Here is a 17,617-nt window from a genome sequence, read left to right on the forward strand (position 1 = left end):
GTGATTCCTGCCCGCGAACAAGGGGGAGCCGGTCGCCCGGCTCCCCCGCCCTTAACCGATCACTTTCCCGAACGCCCGTCGTCGCAAGGTTCCTCGGCCTTGCCGGGACGGGCGTGCTCCGCCGTCGAAGCGGTTTCACAGGCCGGCGTTCCGCCGTCAGCCGACCCGTTCTCCGCGCCGATGAAACAAGCCTCGGGAGAAGCCATCCAGCGCAGCAGTTCGAAGCGCTGGGCGTAATCCCGTTCGATCTTGGTCCGGAAGACCTTGGAGGCGTCGGGCAGGGTCTTCTCCAGCATGGCGTAACGCGTCTCGCCGGAGAGGAATTCCTGCAGGCTGCCGTCCGGGGCCTTGGACTCGAGCACGAACGGATTCTTGCCCGCCTTGGCCAGAAGCGGATTGTAACGGTACAGGGGCCAGTATCCGGAGGCTACGGCGAGCCGCTGCTCCTCCTGGGTCTTGCCCATGCCCTTCTTGATGCCCTGGTTGATGCAGGGCGCGTAGCAGATGATCAGCGACGGCCCGTGATAGGCCTCGGCCTCCTGGAAGGCCTTGAGCATCTGCTGCTTGTTGGCGCCCATGGCCACGGAGGCCACGTAGATGTTGCCGTAGGTCATGGCCATGCGGCCCAGATCCTTCTTGCCGGTGCGCTTGCCCGAGGCCGCGAACTTGGCCACCGAGCCGAGCGGGGTCGCCTTGGAGGACTGGCCGCCGGTGTTGGAGTAGACCTCGGTGTCCATGACCAGGACGTTGAGGTCCTCGCCCGAGGCCAGGACGTGGTCCAGTCCGCCGTAGCCGATGTCGTAGGCCCAGCCGTCGCCACCGAAGACCCAGACGCTCTTCTTGGTCAGCAGGTCGGCCATGCCGCGCAGTTCGTCCAGGAGCGGGGTCTTGGGGGCCTTGGCCAACAGGGCCTTGACCGCGTCGCCCTTCTCGCGCGAGGCGGCCGCGTCGTCCTTGGCCGCCAGCCATGCCTCCAGCGCGGTCTTCAGTCCGCCGTCCGCCTCCTTGGCGGCCGCGGCGGCAACGTCGGCCAGCTTGGCGCGGCGCTGGGCCACGCCCAGGGCCATGCCGAAGCCGAACTCGGCAGCGTCCTCGAACAGGGAGTTGCCCCAGGCCGGGCCGAAGCCGTCCTTGTTCACGCAGTAGGGACTGGACGGAGCCGAGGCGCCCCAGATGGAGGAGCAGCCCGTGGCGTTGGCGATGATCATGCGTTCGCCGAAGAGCTGGGTGAGCACCTTGACGTAGGGCGTCTCGCCGCAGCCAGCGCAGGCCCCGGAGAACTCCAGCAGGGGCTGGTGGAACTGGCTGCCCTTCAGCGACTCGCGCTTGATCAGGCCGTCACGCACGGGCAGGCCGGCGGCGTAGTCGAAGTTCGGCACCTCGGCCTCCACCTGGCTCTCAATGGGCTTCATGACCAGGGCCTTCTCCTTGGCCGGGCAGATGTCCGCGCAGTTGCCGCAGCCCATGCAGTCCAGGGCGTTCACCTGCATGCGGAAGGACAGGCCTTTGAGTTCCTTGCCCTGGGCGGGAAGGACGGAGAAGGTCGCGGGAGCCGCCGCCTTCTCCGCGTCGGTGACGAGCACCGGCCGGATGGCCGCGTGCGGGCAGACAAAGGAACACTGGTTGCACTGGATGCAGTTGTCCGCGACCCACTCCGGCACGTTGATGGCCACGCCGCGCTTCTCGTAGCGCGAGGTGCCCACCGGGAAGAGGCCGTCCGGGGTGAAGGCGCTCACGGGCAGGGCGTCGCCCTTCTGGGCCAGGATGGGCTTCATGACGTTCTTCACGAAGTCCGGCTCGGCCGCGGCGTGAGCGGGTTCGTCCGCGGCGTCGGCCCAGGCGGCCGGATAATCGATCTTCTGGAGGTTCTCCAGCGACTGGTCCACGGCCGCGATGTTCATGTTGACGATCTTGTCGCCTTTCTTGCCGTAGGTCTTCTTGATGGAGTCCTTGAGCAGGGCCACGGCCTGCTCGAAGGGCAGCACGCCGGAGAGCTTGAAGAAGGCGGTCTGCATGATCATGTTGATGCGACCGCCCAGACCCACGCGGGAGGCGATCTCCACGGCGTCGATGTTGTAGAACTTGAGCTTCTTGCGGGCGATGGTCCGACGCACGTGGCCGGGAATGTGCTGTTCCATGTCGGCCAGGGACCAGTTGGAGTTCAGGAGGAAGGAGCCGCCGTCCTTGATGCCCTCCAGCACGTCGTAGACCTGCACGTAGTTGGCCTTGTGGCAGGCCACGAAGTCGGCGGTGTTCACCAGGTAGGTGGACTTGATGGGATGCTTGCCGAAACGCAGGTGGGAGACGGTGATGCCGCCGGACTTCTTGGAGTCGTAGGCGAAGTAGCCCTGGGCGAACATGTCCGTGTTGTCGCCGATGATCTTGATGGCGCTCTTGTTGGCGCCCACGGTGCCGTCGGAGCCCAGGCCCCAGAACTTGCACTGCACCGTGCCCTCGGGGGTGGTCTGCAGAGGATCGCCGACGGTCAGGGAGCTGCCGGTGACGTCGTCCTCGATGCCCACGACGAAGTGGCTCTTGGGCGAGGCGGCGGCCATGTTGTCGTAAACGGCCTTGATCATGGCCGGGGTGAATTCCTTGGAGCCCAGGCCGTAACGGCCACCGAGCACCCGGAGCGTCCGGCCGCCTTCAAACAGCGCGGCGCAGACGTCCAGGTACAGGGGGTCGCCCGGCGCACCGGGCTCCTTGGTCCTGTCGAGGACCGTGACTGTGTTGGCCGAGAGAGGGATCCCGGCCAGGAGGGCGGTTTTGACGAAGGGCCGGAAGAGCCGGACCTTGAGCAGGCCCAGCTTGGCGCCCTGGGAGTTGAGCAGGCCGAGGGTCTCCTCGATGGCCTCGCAGCCCGAGCCCATGGCCACGATCACGTGCTCGGCCTCGGGATGGCCCACGTAGTCAAAGAGCTTGTAGGAACGGCCCGTGATCCCGGCGACCTTGTCCATGGCCTCGGTGACGATGCCCGGCACCTTGGCGTAGAAGGAATTGGCGGCCTCGCGTCCCTGGAAGTAGATGTCCGGATTCTGGGCCGTGCCCCGGATCACCGGATGCTCGGGGTTCATGCCCCGGGCGTGGAAGGCCGCGACCTTCTCGAGGTTCACCAGCTTGGCGATGTCCTCGTAGTCGATTACCTCGATCTTCTGGATCTCGTGGGAGGTGCGGAAGCCGTCGAAGAAATGCACGAAGGGCACGCTGGACTCTATGGCCGCCAAGTGGGCCACCAGGGCCATGTCCATGGCTTCCTGCACCGAGTTGGAGCAAAGCATGGCGAAACCGGTCTGGCGGGCGGACATGACGTCGCTGTGGTCGCCGAAGATGTTCAGCGCGTGACCGGCCACGGCGCGGGCCGAGACGTGGAACACGCCCGGCAGCAGTTCGCCGGAGATCTTGAACATGTTCGGGATCATGAGCAGCAGGCCCTGGGAGGCGGTGAACGTGCTGGTCAGCGCGCCCGCCGCCAGGGAGCCGTGCACGGCGCCGGCCGCGCCCGCCTCGGACTGCATCTCGCGGATGTCCACCACCTGGCCGAAGATGTTCTTGCGCCCCTTGGCGGCCCATTCGTCCGCGGTCTCGCCCATGGGCGAGGACGGCGTGATGGGATAGATGACAGCGGTATCGCTCAAGGCATAGGCCACATGCGCAGTGGCCGTGTTGCCGTCCATCGTCTTCATCGTCTTCTTGACCATCGTGAAGCTCCTCGTTTTGAACGGATGGCGCTCTTCCGGTTTGGCCGAAAGCCGCGCGAGACGTTGGGGGTCGTCCCCCCTCTAACAAGTTCCGTGCCGCTGATGCTCTTTTTGATTTTACTTTTTATTTCAACGCCTTGATAGGCCGAGGCGAATATCCGGGTGAGCGAGGGCGGGGGAATAGTCCGATTTTTCGGACTGGAGGACCGGTGGAATGAGGACAGACTCTTGAAGAATGAAAGCACATCGAAGGAGAAATGGGAATCTGAAAGAATCGAGGCGTGACGAAAACAGGTCTTTTCCAGGGATATGTCCGAAAAATCGGACGGGAAGGCGCCCGTCCGAAAAATCGGACAAACTCGTTCAGGCGAAATGTCTTGTGGAACTGCGCTCGGCCAACATCTTGTCGTCGGTCTCCAAAACCAAGCGCAGCAAGCGCAGAAGCCTGCGTCCGGTGCTGATGTCCTCGCGCAGGGCCGGTTCCCGCTCGGCGCTCACACTGATGCGCAGGCGGAACCCCGGCCTGCCGGTCTGTTCTGCTTCGTACACTCGGAAAATGCGGGCGTCGCTGGTGGCCATGTCCGTTCGCTCCTGTCTGGAGTCCCGGGGGCATCCCGGTCTCCCTTGCCCGATCTTCTTGCACGAGCGATGCCAATTCAGATGTCCACTCCGTATTTCTTGAGCAGGGCATAGAGGTGGGAGCGGGACAGGCCGGAGACGTCGAGCATCCGGACGATCTCGCCCCCGCACTCACGCCGCAGGAGTTCCAGGTATTCCCGCTCCCGCGCTTCCTTGAAGGCCCGCAGGGTGGGCAGGCCGCCCTCGGTAGAAAAGACCACCTCGCCCGACGCTCCGCGCGACAATTGGGCCCGTGTCACCGCGATGCGCACTTCCTGGGGCAGATGCAGGGCGAACAGCGTCGGCTCATCGCCCGCAGCGATCACGGCCCGTTCCATGACGTTGTAGAGTTCGCGCACGTTGCCGGGCCAGGAATAGGCCGCGATGATCTGGGAAAACTCCGAGTCCATGACCTTGGGCGGCCGGCCGTTGTCCGCGGCCAGGGCCTCCAGGCGGCGGGCGGCCAGGAGCCCCACGTCCTCGATCCGCTCCCGCAGCGGCGGCAGGGTCATATGCACGGTCTTGATGCGGAACAGGAGATCCTGACGGAAGGCTCCGCGCTCGACCATCTCCTCCAGGTTGCGGTTGGTGGCCGCGATGAGCCGGAAATCACTGGTCACCTCGCGGGACGCGCCCACGGGCCGGAAGCGTTTCTCCTGGAGTACGCGCAGGAAGGACTTCTGAATCGACAGGGGCAGTTCGCCGACCTCGTCCAGGAAGAGCGTGCCGCCGTCGGCCAGCCGGACCAAACCGTCGCGATCGCAATCCGCGCCGGTGAAGGCGCCCTTGCGGTGCCCCAGAAGCGTGCCCTCCACCAGGGACTCGGTGAGCGTGGCGCAGTCCACCACCACGAAGCTCCCGCCGGCGCGGGAACTGTTGTCGTGGATGGCCCGGGCGAACAGTTCCTTGCCCGTGCCGGTCTCGCCGGTGATGAGCACGGCGGCCTGGGACGCGGCGGCCTGGGCCGCCAAGTCGAAGCACTGGCGCATGCGCGACGAGGTGCCCACCAGGCTGGAGAGCTGGATGGGCCGGGGCCCCTTGGCCCGATTCTTCTCCTGGCGGTATTGCAGGGCCCGCTTGAGCGAAAGCATGGTTTCGCGCACCGGCGCGGGCTTGACCAAATAATCCCAGACTCCGCCCTGGATGGCCAGTTCGGCGCCGTCCGGGTCGCCCAGACCGGTGAGGATGATGACCTCCGGGGAGTCCGGCAGGGACTTGATGACCGGAAGCGCGTCCAGGCCGTTGCCGTCGGGCAGGCGCACGTCCAGGAAGACCACGTCGTAGCCGCCGCATCGCGCCTTGGCCAGGCCCTCGCCCAGGCCGGCCGCGGTGTCGCAAGCCAGGTCCATGCGCCGCACCAGGCTTTCCATGGTGGCCCGGACGTCCGCGTCGTCGTCGATGATCAGGATGTTCATGGGGCGATCCCCCGCCCGGATTCGGCCAGCGCCTCCCGGATGGCCCGGGAGATGTGCCCGCCGTCGTAGGGCTTGAGCAGCAGTTTCTTGATGTTTCCGGCGCCGCCCAGGGCGTCGGCGGCCCGCTTGCGGCCCGAGACCAGGATCACCGGCATCCCCGGCGCGACGCGGCCGACCTCCTCGGCCAGATCCACGCCGTTGACCTCCGGCATGTCGTAGTCCGTGACCATGCAGTCGAAGCCGTCCGGGGTCTCGGCCAACGCGGCCAGGGCCCCGGCCGCGTCGCTGCGGGCCGTGACCTCGTACCCCAGGCGGGCGAGCACCCTGGGGATGGTCTCCAACTGGTCCTCGTCGTCCTCCACGAACAGGATATGTTCGCCGCGCCCGGGGTAGGCCTCGCGCGGAGCCAGGTCGGCGTCGGAGGCCTGCTCGAAGCAGGGCAGATAGATATCGAAGGCCGTACGCTCAAAGGGCGTGCTGGAGACCCGGATGGCTCCCTTGTGGACCTTGACGATGCCGTGGGCCACGGCCAGGCCGAGTCCCGTACCCTCGGCCTTGTCCTTGGTGGTGAAGAAGGGATCGAAGATGAGATCCCGAATCTCCAGGGGAATGCCCGGTCCGTTGTCCGCGATGCTCAAACGCAGATAGTTCCCGGGTTGCACGCTCAGAGTCCGGGCCCGCTCCCGGCCTATCCGCTCCTCGGTGAGCCCGACCTCGATGCGCCCGCCGATCTCTCGCAAGGCGTGAAAGGCGTTGGTCACGCAGTTCATGACGATCTGCTGGATCTGGATCGGGTCGGCGAAACTGTGGGTGTGCTTGGCTTCCAGATGCTCCATGACCACGATGTTGCGGGGCATGGAGGCCCGCACCAGGCCCACCGCATCCCGGATGACCTCGGCCACGTCCGTGGCCTGGAAGCCTTCCTGGGAAGGCCGCGAGAAAGTCAGAATCTGCTTCACCAGGGCGCTGCCGCGATGGGCCGCCCGAACCACCCTTTCCAGATCGGCCCGGGCCGGGACGCCCACCGGCAGATCCAGGAGGGCCAGCTCCGTGGAGTTGAGGATTGAGGTCAGGATGTTGTTGAAGTCGTGGGCGATTCCCCCGGCCAGGGTGCCGATGGCCTCCATCTTTTGGGACTGCTGGAGCTGGCGTTCCAGGTTGGCCTTGAAGGTCACGTCCTCGACCATGCCCTCGAAATGCCGAAGCATGCCGTCCTCGTCCAGCACCGGGCGGATGTTCACCGTCACCGTGATGTTCCGGCCGTCCTTGCGCTTGAGCCGGGTTTCGAAGCGCACCACCCCGCCGCCCTGCTCGGGCCCGATGTTCAGCGCCGCCGCGCGCTCCGGGTCCGCCCGCAGCACGGCCAGAAGGTTCTGATCCGACGCCCGGGCCTCCTCCAGCGTTTCACAGCCGAACATGGTGGCCAGGGCCTGGTTCACCTCCAGGTAGTCGCCCGCCGGTCCGGCCCGGAAGATGCCCAGGGGGGAGTTCTCGAAGATGCCCCGGTACTTCTCCTCGGCCGCGCGCAGATCCTCCTCGACGCGGCGCAGGGGCGAAATGTCGTAGATCACGCCCACCAGGCCGCTTTCGGCCCCCGTGGCGTCGAAGTAGGCGGCCTGGTGCAGGATCACGTCATGCAGCGCGCCATCGGTCGACAGCAGGCGACGTTCCTCACTGAGCACCTGGCCGGGGCGCAGCTCGCGCGGCCCGGCGCCCTCGTCCAGCTGGGCCAGCCCACCTCCCACGGTTCCCTCCTCGCGCCTCTCGCCGCGCCTGAGTCCGAACCAGCGCTCGAAGGCCGCGTTCCAGCCCCGGTACTGGCCCGCGCTGCCTTTGTAGTAGATGGGCAGCGGGATGGTGTCGATGAGCAGTTGAAGGAAGGCCACCTGATCCTTGATCCGGCGCTCGATCACCTTGCGGCGCTTGATGTTGTTCACCAGCGAGACGAGCACCAGGGAAAGGGCCAGGAAACTCACGATGAGGATCCAGAAGACCTGCTTGTTCAGTTCGTAAAAGGTGGGCGGCTCGTTGATCACGATGCTGCCCTCGGGCAGATCCTCCCGACGGATTTTGAACCTCTCCAGGAGTTCATGGTCGAACATGAAGCGTCCGTAGACCTTCTTGCCGATGCCCAGCGCGTCCGGGGCCTCGCCCTGAAGGATGCGCAGGGCCAGGCGGGCGGCCAGACGGCCGTGGTCGGCGCCGCGCAGCAGATGCCCGCCCACGATGCCGTGGCCCAGCAGAAACTCCCAGTTGCTGTAGATCGGCGCGTCGGTCTGAACCGACATCTGACTCAGGATCTCCTGGGTGGAGAAGAACTCACCGGACACGTCCTGGTACATGGGAATGAAGTAGATCAGGGTGTCGTCGGGGGCCGCGCGCACCAGGGTCATGAGCTTTCCCAAGTCGTTTTCCGAGACGAAAGTGAAGGCGAGTCGATCCCTGAGCGCGGGCACGGCCTGCTCCACCTGGGCCCGGATGGCCATGCCGGTGGTCGAACGGTCGCCGACCACGAGCACCTTGTCGCGGCCCGGATGCAGACGCATGGCCGTGCGCAGGCATTCCTCGGCGTCAATGTTCTCGACCACGCCGGTGACGTTGTGCATGACCTGGGGCAGGCGCTCCTGCTCGTTGACCCCGCAAAAGACCACCGGAGTGCCGGGAAACAGCTCGTCGCGCACGGACATGACGTAGTTGAAGGCGTCGTTGTCGGCCGCGATGACCACATGGAAATGGTGGCGGGCGAACTTGCCCCGAAACAACTCGAGGTACGCTGGCGACAGACTTTCCAGGTCGTGCTTCTTGGCGTCCAGGTACTCGATCTGAAGGTCGATGTCCTCGCCGCTTTCATCCAGGCCCGCGCGCACTCCGGCCAGGATGTCGTCGGACCAGGCGTAGCCGTTGTGGTAGGAATTGACGAAAAGGATATCCTTCTTGCTCCCCGAGCCGGCGTCCAGGGTGCCCGGAAGCAGGGCCAGAAGGAGCAGGAGCGGAAGCGCCGAGCGGGTCTTCACGGGCGCTCCCCGGAGCGCCACCAGAAATAAGGCACCCGGACCACCGGATTGGGTGTGGCGTTGTAGAAGTTCTCCAGGTAGGCGTTCACCTCGGCGCGGCCCGCCGTCCGGGGAAAATCCTCCGGCTCGACCAGCTCAAGCACCACCCGCCGCCGGGGCAGGCCCACGATTCCTGCCGCCGCCAACGCCGCCAACTGCATGGGCAGGTTGCCCAGGACGTGCGGCTCGCGGCCGAAGCCCCAGCTGAAGCTGCTGCCCCACAGGCCCCGCTGGCGCACCAGGACCACGCGCGCGTCGGGCACGGCCTTGAGCAGCCGCTCCACGGCCCCGTTGCGGCCCAGGCGCTCCTCGGGCTCTCGCGCCAGGCGGCCGCCGGGATAAAGCAGGACGTTGGCCCCCACCTCCAGGCTCCGCCGCACCAGCTCCAGGCCCCGGGCCACCTCGCGCATCTCGCGGCGGTTGGGGGCCGTGAGGTCCGGAATGAGCACCGTGCCCACGCGCCGGGCCATCCAGCCGATGACCGGCAGATCCGTGCGCTTGCCGTTGGCCAGGGGGATGGGCCGGAAGTCCTTGTGCAGGGAGGACAGGACGATGACCGGATCGATGAGCGCGGGATGATTGGGCAGGAAGAGTATCTTCCGGTCACCCCGGGCGCGCACGGCTTCCACGCCGCGCACCTCCACCCGGTAACGCAACCAGAGCAGGGCCTTCACCACCCCTCGCAACATGGCCGTCGAGCCCATCCCGCGACACTACCCCAAGCCCGGACAAGCCTCAACCGGAACCCCTCCGCCCCGGCCGGGGGCGTTGCATTGCGGGCGAAAACGGGGCACACCAGACTGCACGCCCCGGCTCCGGCCGGACGAAAAACGAAAAAAACGGCCCCAAGGGCCGGACGTGAAAGGAGTCGGCCATGCAGGTTCTCTCGTCGCAGGTGAAGGGATACATGGAGCGGTCCTCGTGGATCAGGCGCATGTTCGAGGCGGGCATCGAGCTGAAGAAGAAGCACGGCGAAACGGCCGTCTGCGACTTCAGCCTGGGCAACCCGGACCTGCCGCCGCCCGCGGTGGTCTGCGAAGGCCTGCGCGATCTGGCCGAGGAAGCAGGGCAGCCCTTCGCCTTCGGCTACATGCCGAACTTCGGCTACCCCAAGGTGCGCGAGGCCCTGGCAAAAGAGGTTTCGCGGGAGCAGGGGACGCCGGTCACGCCCGACTGCCTGGTCATCACCTGCGGCGCGGCCGGAGCCCTGAACGCCTTCTACCGCGCGGCCCTGGACCCCGGCGACGAGGTGATCTGCCCCTCGCCCTACTTCGTGGAGTACGGCTTCTACGTCGAAAACCACGGCGGCACGCTCAAGCCCGTGCCCACCACAGCCGACTTCGGCCTGGATCTGGCGGCTCTGGAGGCGGCCATCACGCCCCTCACCCGGGCCGTGCTCATCAACTCCCCGCACAACCCCACGGGACGGGTATATTCCCGCGAGGAACTGACCGCGCTGGCCGCGCTGCTGCGCAAGCACTGCGAGGGCCGGACCCGGCCGATCTTCCTCCTGGCCGACGAGCCCTACCGCTTCCTGGCCTTCGACGACGCGGAGGTGCCCTCGCTCCTGCCGCTCTACGAGCACACCGTGGTGCTCAGCTCCTTCTCCAAGAATCTCTCCCTGGCGGGCGCGCGGGTGGGCTACGCCCTGGTCAACCCGGCCATGCCCGGCCGCGACGAGATGGTCAACGGCATCACCCTGGCCAACCGCATCCTGGGCTTCGTCAACGCCCCGGCCCTGGCCCAGAAGCTCCTGCTCAAGGCCCTGGGCAGCCAGGTGGACGTGGATGTCTACCGCCGCCGCCGCGACCTCATGGCCGACGTGCTGCGCGACGCGGGATACGAATTCCACATGCCCAAGGGCGCTTTCTACTTCTTCCCCCAGGCTCCGGGGGGCGACGACGTGGCGTTCTGCGGGGCTCTGACCGAGGAACTGGTCCTGGCCGTGCCGGGACGAGGTTTCGGCGCGCCGGGCTACTTCCGGCTGGCCTTCTGCGTGGGCGAGGACGTGATCGAACGTTCGCGCGAGGGCTTCAAGCGGGCCCGGGCGCGTTTCCGCTAGCCCAGGCGGCCGAGCGCCAGGCCTCCGCCAACGGCCGCGAGCAGCCAGAAGACGGTCTTGAGCAGGGCCGCGCAGCGTGTGCCGCGAATGCGGCGAGAGAATCCCTCGATCCCGGAATCCTCGGGCTGGATGAGGAAACGAGCGAACAGCGTGAAATCGGACGTTGCGGGCATGAGGCGCCTCCCGGGCTGGATGTTGGTTCCGAACCGAGACTAGCCCGCGCCCGCCTTCCGATCCAATCGCATGATCCGAAGGGGGCCTTCGCTTTTTCCGATTGTCCCGGCCGATGCGGCCGGTATATGAGGTGGCCGTGGAGCTGTATCAGCTGAAAACATTCGTGGCCGTGGCCGATGAGGGCAACCTGTCCCGCGCGGCCGAACGCCTGTTCCTGAGCCAGCCTGCGGTCAGCGCCCAGATCAAGGCCCTGGAGGAGGAGCTGGGCGTGATCCTGTTCGCCCGCACGCCCAAGGGCATGGAGCCTACCCCGGCCGGGCGCGTGCTCCGCGACCGCGCCGAGGCCACCCTGCGCAGCGCCGACGACTTCCTGCACCAGGCCAGAAGCCTCAACGGCAGGCTCACCGGCTCCTTCCGACTGGGGCACAACACCGACCCGGAATTCCTGCGCCTGAGCCGCCTGACCCAGGCCGTGTCCCAGGAACACCCGGGCATCTCCCTGGAACTGCTCATCTCCAACTCCGGCGAAATCCGGCACGACCTTGACTCCGGCCGCCTGGACGCGGGCTACATCTATGGCGAAAGCCCACACCCCTCGGTGGAGACGGCGCTCCTGACACGCTCCCGGCTGGTCCTGGTTCTGCCCCCCCAATGGAACGCGGAGTGCCGTTCCGAGCCGCTGGAGCGGCTCGCGACCCGACCCTGGCTCTGGGCTCCGCCCGACTGCCCCTTCCACCGGGCCATCGCCTCCTACGTGGAGGAACGGGGCGTGACTCCCAACAAGGTTCTGGCCGCGAACGACGAGAACATGCTCGTGGCCCTGCTCAAGGCGGGCAAGGGGGCCTGTTTCCTGCGCCTGGACCGGGCCGAGGCGCTGGCGGCCCGGGGCGAGGGGCAGATATGGGAAGGCGGAGGGCTGGAGATCTCCGTCCGCCTGGCCTGGGCGGCCCGACGTTCCGCCGACCCCCTGGTGGCCGCCGTGCGGGCCTGCGTGCGCCGCGTCTGGGATCTGCCCGCCGAAAGCGCCTGAACCGCCGCACCTTGCCAACCCCCCCCCTTTCCACTACACCGAAAGGGATTTTTCCCAGCGAGGTGATCCCATGCGCATCCTCATCGTCGGTTCCGGCGGCCGCGAACACGCCCTGGCCTGGAAGCTGCGCCAGAGCCCCCTGGTCATGGACCTGTTCATCGCCCCCGGCAACGGCGGCACGGCCCAGGAGGGCGTCAACGTGCCGGTGGCCGACTCCGACCTGCCCGGTCTGGTGGCCCTGGCCAAGGAAAAGCGGATCGACCTGGTGGTCGCCGGTCCCGAGGCCCCCCTGGTCCTGGGGCTGCAGAACGCCCTGGAGAAGGAGGGCATCCCCTGCTTCGGCCCCAGCGCCTTCGCGGCCAACCTGGAAGGCAGCAAGGCCTTCTCCAAGACCGTCATGCGCGAGTCCGGCGTGCCCACCGCGCCGTTCATGGTCTTCGATGAATTCGAGCGCGCCCGGGCCTTCGTCCAGGAGCGCGGCGCTCCCCTGGTGATCAAGGCCGACGGCCTGGCCGCGGGCAAGGGCGTGGTGGTGGTCAAGACCACCGAGGAGGCCCTGGCCACGCTGGAAGACATGATGGTCCGCAAGGTCTTCGGCTCGGCCGGGGACCGCGTGGTGGTCGAGGAGGCCCTGACGGGCGAGGAGGCCTCCTTCCTGGCCTTCTGCGACGGCGAGCGCTACGCCGTGCTGCCTTCGGCCCAGGACCACAAGGCCGTCGGGGAAGGCGACACCGGCCCCAACACCGGCGGCATGGGGGCCTACAGCCCAGCCCCGATCCTGCCCCGTGAACGCTACGAAGAGACCGCCGAACTGGTCATCGCGCCCATCCTCAGGAATCTGGCCAACAAGGGCCAGCCCTTCCGGGGCGTGCTCTACGCCGGGCTGATGTACACCGACAAGGGCCCCATGGTCCTGGAATACAACGTACGCTTCGGCGATCCCGAGTGCCAGCCGCTGCTCCTGCGTCTGGACTCGGATCTGGCCGAAATCATGCTGGCCTGCGCCCGAGGCGATCTGGGCGGCGTGGAAGTCCGCTGCCGCCCCGAAACCGCGCTCTGCGTGGTCATGGCCGCCAAGGGTTATCCCGGAGCCTACCCCAAGGGCATGGAGATCACCGGCATCCCCGAGGCCGACGCCGTGCCCGGGGTCAAGGTCTTCCAGGCCGGAACCCGGCTGGAGGGCGGCAAGATCTTCAGCAGCGGCGGACGGATTCTGGACGTCACGGCCCTGGGAGCGGACCTGGCCCAGGCGCAGAAGGCCGCCTACGAGGCCGTGGGGCGCATTCATTTCCAAAACAGTTATTTCCGAGGCGACATCGGCGCCAAGGGACTGAAACGAATCGGAGGATGACGGCCGTATGGTCAAGGTCGCGATCTTCATGGGCAGCATCTCGGACGAGGAAAAAATGCGGCCCTGTTCCCAGGTTCTGAACGACCTGGGCGTGGAGCACCTCTTCACCGTCACCAGCGCGCACCGCACTCCGGAGCGCACGGCCCGGCTCGTGGCCGAGCTGGAGGCCGGAGGCTGCCAGGTCTTCATCTGCGCTGCGGGAATGGCCGCGCATCTGGCCGGGGCCGTGGCCGCCAAGACGGCCAAACCGGTCATCGGCGTGCCGCTTTCGGCATCAGCCCTGGGCGGCATGGACGCCCTGCTCTCCACGGTGATGATGCCCCCCGGCTTCCCCGTGGGCACCGTGGCCCTGGATTCGGCCGGGGCGCGCAACGCCGCTTGGCTGGCCGCCCAGATCCTGGCCCTTTCCGACCCGGAGCTGGCCGGGCGCATCACCAAGGCCCGCGAGGGCTTCGTCGCCTCCGTGGAGAAGGCGGCGGCCTCGCTGGAAGAGAAAAAGTGATCCTCAAGGACGCCCGCCAGCGGGTGGTGAACTACCTGCGCATCAGCGTCACGGACCGCTGCAATCTGCGCTGTCTGTACTGCTCGGCCCAGGACCAGGAGTTCATTCCGCACCCGGAGATCCTGCGCTACGAGGAACTCCTCGAGATCATCGCCCTGGCCCGCGGCCTGTCCATCGGCAAGGTCCGGTTCACCGGCGGTGAACCGTTCGCGCGCAAGGGCTTCCCGGAATTCGTGGCCGAGGTGTTGGCCCGTTTCCCGGACCTGGACCTGCGGGTGACGACCAACGCCACGCTCATCGGGCCGCATCTCGCCTTTCTGCGTGACCGGGGACTCAAGCGGCTGAACATCTCCCTGGACACCCTGGACCCGGCGAAGTTCGCCCGGATCACCGGCCGGGATCTGTTCCCCGAAGTCTGGGCGAACATCCGGAGCGCCCTGGACCTGGGCTTCCGCGTCAAGATCAACGCCGTGGCCATGAAGGGCGTCAACGACGCCGAACTGGGAGCCTTCCTGGACCTGGCCCGCACCCGCCCGTTGGACGTGCGCTTCATCGAGTTCATGCCCATGGGCGGTTCGGACTGGAGCCCGGAATCGGTCTGGACCGCCGGGGAGATCCTGGAACAGGCCCGCGGCCTGGCCGATCTCACTCCCCTGCCCCGGCTCGGTGCGGATCAGGGCCCGGCGCGGGTCTACGCCATCACCGGAGGCCTGGGCCGCTTCGGGCTCATCTCGCCCCTGACCGACCACTTCTGCGGCACGTGCAACCGCCTGCGACTGACGGCCGACGGCCACCTGCGCACCTGCCTGTTTTCGGACAAGGTCTATCGGCTCAAGGGCATCCTGCGCCACCCCCGGCTGGGAGCCGAGCACGTGCGCCGGGTCATGCTCCTGGCCAACGAACGCAAGCCTTTGGGGCACGACATCCTGGAAAAGCGGGCACGCGGACGTGGCGTCTGCGGCACGCCCATGTCCGCCATCGGCGGCTGACGGATCGTCCGCCGCCCGGTCAGTTGGTCGCCGCGCCGGAAATCGGGCGCGGCGCGGCCGTTTCAGCGGCCAGCCGGACCACGTGGGTGGAGAAGACCTTCTCCCCGGGGGAGCAACGGGGGCAGCCCTCGGAGACGATCATGCAGGTCTCGTCCAGGGAGGCGGGATCGATGCCCGCGCCGAGAAGGATGCGCGTCGTGTCTCCGGCGGCCCAGAGCAAGGGATGGCCGCATTGGGCGCATTCCACATAGAGCAGTTCGGGGTCCATTCTTTTCGCCATGTTTCCACCCTGATTCCTTCGCTCGTGCGTTCAAGGATGGATTCCGCCTGGACACTCCAGGTAAGAGGATAACCCGCGTCGACGAAAAAGCAAGTTCCTTTTCTCCCGCACTTTTTCCCATCTCTCCACAAGACCGCGCCAAGCCTTGGCCGAACCCACGCAGCAAGCGATAAAACCTAACGGAAAGCTCAAGATTGCTTTTGACTTTTCAAGAATCATGGGATGTAAGAGCCCTGTTTCGCAAAGGAGGAGGCGCATGGAGTTTCCGTTGAAGGCCGCCATCGAGCTGACGGCCGCACAGGCCCGCGTGAGGGCCATGACGGCGGAGGAGATGCTGGATCTGATCCGAGGATTGAACGCCCGCCTCGACGACGTTCGATCCCAGGCCGGACCGCAGGAGGACGCGGCTCCCCTTGATCCGCGCAAGGCCGTGCGCGAGAAGAGCATCATCTGCATGGAGTCCGGGCGGCCCTTCCGTGTGCTCACCCGACGACATCTGGCCAAATACGGACTGACCCCCGAGCAGTACCGGGCCAAGTGGGGCTACCCCGCGGACATGCCCTTGATCTGCAAGGCCCTGCAGCGCGAGCGCCGCAAGAAGATGCGCGAGATCAAGCTCTGGGAAAAAAGAGGGAAATAGGCTCCGGCCGAAACAGACGGCGGCGGGATGGGCCTTCGGCCCGTCCCGCCGCGTTTTTTGGCGGCGGACGGCGGCCCTTGCGGACCGACGTTCGCCGGAGAGGGCGATGGTTACGCCAGGGCCGCCTCGGGGCTGCTGGAGTCGATGCCGAAGGCCTCGCCCACCGCCTTGTAGGTCAGCTTGCCCTTATGGGTGTTCAGGCCCTTGAGCAGGCTCGGATCCTCGCGCAGGGCCTCGAGGCCCTTGTCCGCGAGCTTCATGGCGTACGGCAGGGTCTGGTTGACGAGGGCGAAGGTCGAGGTGCGCGGCACGGCGCCGGGCATGTTGGCCACGCCGTAATGCACCACGCCGTCCACCACATAGGTGGGGTGGTCGTGGGTGGTGGCCTTGATGGTTTCCACGCAGCCGCCCTGGTCCACGGCCACGTCCACGATCACCGAGCCCTCCTTCATGGTCGAGAGCATGTCCCGGGTGACCAGGCGCGGTGCCTTGGCGCCGGTGACGAGCACCGCGCCCACCACCAGGTCGGCGCGCTTCACGGCCTCACGGATGTTCGGCTCGGTGGAGGCCATGGTGATGAGCCGTCCCTGGAAGATATCGTCCAGGTACTGCAGCCGCGAGTGGGAAAGATCCATGATCATGACCCGGGCGCCCATGCCCACGGCGACCTTGGCCGCATTGGTGCCGACCACGCCGCCGCCGAGGATGAGCACGAAGGCCGGGGGCACGCCGGGCACGCCGCCCAGGATCACGCCGCGCCCGCCCTGGGTCTTCTCCAGATAGTGAGCACCCACTTGGGTAGCCATCCGTCCGGCCACTTCACTCATGGGCATGAGCAGGGGCAGGCTTCCGTCGGCCTTCTGCACGGTCTCGTAGGCCACGGACGTGGTCCCGGACTTGAGCAGGGCGTCGGTCTGGGGTCGGTCCGCGGCCAAATGCAGATAGGTGAAGAGCAGCAGGTCATCACGCAGGTACTTGTATTCCGCCGACACGGGCTCCTTGACCTTGATGACCATCTGGGCCGCCCAGGCGTCCTTGGCGTTCACCAGCTTGGCCCCGGCGGCCTGGTACTCGGCGTCGGACAAACCGCTGCCCAGACCGGCGCCGCTCTCCACGAGCACGGTGTGCCCGCGACGGGCCAGGCTCTCCACGGCGCCGGGGGTCATGGACACCCGGTTCTCCAGCGTCTTGATCTCCTTGGGAATGCCGATGATCATGGGAAGGCTCCTGTCTGGGGTTGGTGATTAGGATTCAGGAAACCAGACGCGCGCGCCCCGGGGCAGGGGCACCCACTTGCGCCTGGCCTTCATGACCACGAAGGTTTCACTGGAGCCGATGCCGCCCACCTGGGACAGATCCCGGTCCAGAAAGGAATACAGTTCGCCTACGTCGTCGGGCAGAACCAACTCCACCAGGATGTCGTAGCGCCCGGTGACCACTGCGGCCCAATTGACGTTCGGCAGACCCGCGATCTGCTCAAGCTTCTCGTCCAACAGCTTGTGGCTGGTGAGCGAGAGTCCCACCAGGGCCACGCAGATTCCCTTGACCCGGAACGGGTCCACCAGTCCGGCCACCTTGACCAGGCTCGCGCGCAGCAGATTCTTCAGCCTGGAGCGCACGGTGGGTCCGCTCACGCCCAACTTCGCGGCCAAATCTCCGGCCGAAGCCTGGCCGTTCTCCGCCAGAACGGCCACGAGGCGCTTGTCCAACTGGTCGAGGGGAACTTTCATCTGTGGAACCATTTTTTCCTTTATGAAAATTTATAGCGGCTTTTTATTCTTTTCAGAAAATATTTGTCAATAATT

General features: G+C 66.7%; 15 protein-coding genes. 6 read left to right on the top strand and 9 right to left on the bottom strand.

The window, feature by feature from the left end; genetic code table 11:
- Positions 1-59: 59 nt before the first annotated feature.
- The 5 genes from nifJ to H587_RS0112855 all read right to left on the bottom strand — a co-directional run bounded on the left by nifJ (position 60) and on the right by H587_RS0112855 (position 9,473).
- A complete protein-coding gene (gene nifJ, locus H587_RS0112835) occupies positions 60-3,698 on the bottom strand; it encodes a pyruvate:ferredoxin (flavodoxin) oxidoreductase (RefSeq protein ID WP_027176600.1) in 3,639 nt (1,212 codons plus the stop codon).
- A gap of 363 nt (positions 3,699-4,061) precedes the next feature.
- Positions 4,062-4,277 carry a hypothetical protein gene (locus H587_RS0112840; RefSeq protein WP_027176601.1) on the bottom strand — a complete coding sequence of 72 codons (216 nt, stop codon included), beginning with the start codon at positions 4,275-4,277 and terminating at the stop codon, positions 4,062-4,064.
- A 77-nt stretch (positions 4,278-4,354) separates the two neighbouring features.
- On the bottom strand, positions 4,355-5,731 hold the full coding sequence (locus tag H587_RS0112845; protein WP_034609411.1) for a sigma-54-dependent transcriptional regulator: 1,377 nt from the start codon (positions 5,729-5,731) through the stop codon (positions 4,355-4,357).
- On the bottom strand, positions 5,728-8,745 hold the full coding sequence (locus tag H587_RS18600; RefSeq protein WP_034609413.1) for a PAS domain S-box protein: 3,018 nt from the start codon (positions 8,743-8,745) through the stop codon (positions 5,728-5,730). Before H587_RS18600 ends, H587_RS0112845 begins: the two co-directional genes overlap by 4 nt.
- Entirely contained in the window at positions 8,742-9,473 is a 732-nt protein-coding gene (locus H587_RS0112855) for a lysophospholipid acyltransferase family protein (RefSeq protein WP_027176603.1), read from the bottom strand. The genes H587_RS18600 and H587_RS0112855 overlap by 4 nt, the downstream gene beginning before the upstream one ends.
- Positions 9,474-9,658: 185 nt before the next feature.
- Here H587_RS0112855 and H587_RS0112860 point away from each other — a divergent pair, with 185 nt between their 5' ends.
- Positions 9,659-10,846, top strand: coding sequence for a pyridoxal phosphate-dependent aminotransferase (locus tag H587_RS0112860; RefSeq protein WP_027176604.1), 1,188 nt, complete (start codon positions 9,659-9,661; stop codon positions 10,844-10,846).
- Here the strand turns inward: H587_RS0112860 and H587_RS20655 are convergent.
- Positions 10,843-11,019 (bottom strand): hypothetical protein, encoded by a 177-nt coding sequence (locus H587_RS20655; RefSeq protein WP_156904558.1) that lies wholly within the window; start codon positions 11,017-11,019, stop codon positions 10,843-10,845. The genes H587_RS0112860 and H587_RS20655 overlap by 4 nt on opposite strands.
- A 137-nt stretch (positions 11,020-11,156) precedes the next feature.
- On the opposite strand from H587_RS20655, the gene H587_RS18605 reads away from it, so the two are divergent.
- The 4 genes from H587_RS18605 to moaA all read left to right on the top strand — a co-directional run bounded on the left by H587_RS18605 (position 11,157) and on the right by moaA (position 14,892).
- A complete protein-coding gene (locus H587_RS18605) occupies positions 11,157-12,050 on the top strand; it encodes a LysR family transcriptional regulator (RefSeq protein WP_211219512.1) in 894 nt (297 codons plus the stop codon).
- 70 nt (positions 12,051-12,120) lie between these two features.
- Entirely contained in the window at positions 12,121-13,401 is a 1,281-nt protein-coding gene (purD, locus tag H587_RS0112875; RefSeq protein ID WP_027176605.1) for a phosphoribosylamine--glycine ligase, read from the top strand.
- 7 nt (positions 13,402-13,408) lie between these two features.
- Positions 13,409-13,903 (top strand): 5-(carboxyamino)imidazole ribonucleotide mutase, encoded by a 495-nt coding sequence (purE, locus tag H587_RS0112880; RefSeq protein ID WP_027176606.1) that lies wholly within the window; start codon positions 13,409-13,411, stop codon positions 13,901-13,903.
- Positions 13,900-14,892, top strand: coding sequence for a GTP 3',8-cyclase MoaA (moaA, locus tag H587_RS0112885; protein ID WP_027176607.1), 993 nt, complete (start codon positions 13,900-13,902; stop codon positions 14,890-14,892). Before purE ends, moaA begins: the two co-directional genes overlap by 4 nt.
- A 19-nt stretch (positions 14,893-14,911) precedes the next feature.
- On the opposite strand, the gene H587_RS18610 is transcribed toward moaA, so the two are convergent.
- Complete coding sequence (locus H587_RS18610) at positions 14,912-15,172, bottom strand: hypothetical protein (protein WP_051202800.1); 261 nt, start codon at positions 15,170-15,172, stop codon at positions 14,912-14,914.
- 256 nt (positions 15,173-15,428) lie between these two features.
- Here H587_RS18610 and H587_RS0112895 point away from each other — a divergent pair, with 256 nt between their 5' ends.
- A complete protein-coding gene (locus tag H587_RS0112895; RefSeq protein WP_027176608.1) occupies positions 15,429-15,812 on the top strand; it encodes a Ros/MucR family transcriptional regulator in 384 nt (127 codons plus the stop codon).
- Between the two features lie 110 nt (positions 15,813-15,922).
- Here the strand turns inward: H587_RS0112895 and ald are convergent, their stop codons facing one another.
- Positions 15,923-17,029, bottom strand: a complete 1,107-nt coding sequence (gene ald, locus H587_RS0112900) for an alanine dehydrogenase (RefSeq protein WP_027176609.1) — start codon at positions 17,027-17,029, stop codon at positions 15,923-15,925.
- 27 nt (positions 17,030-17,056) lie between these two features.
- On the bottom strand, positions 17,057-17,542 hold the full coding sequence (locus H587_RS0112905) for an Lrp/AsnC family transcriptional regulator (protein WP_027176610.1): 486 nt from the start codon (positions 17,540-17,542) through the stop codon (positions 17,057-17,059).
- Between the last annotated feature and the right edge of the window lie 75 nt (positions 17,543-17,617).

This window comes from Desulfovibrio aminophilus DSM 12254 (genome assembly GCF_000422565.1).
GTDB lineage: Bacteria > Desulfobacterota > Desulfovibrionia > Desulfovibrionales > Desulfovibrionaceae > Aminidesulfovibrio > Aminidesulfovibrio aminophilus.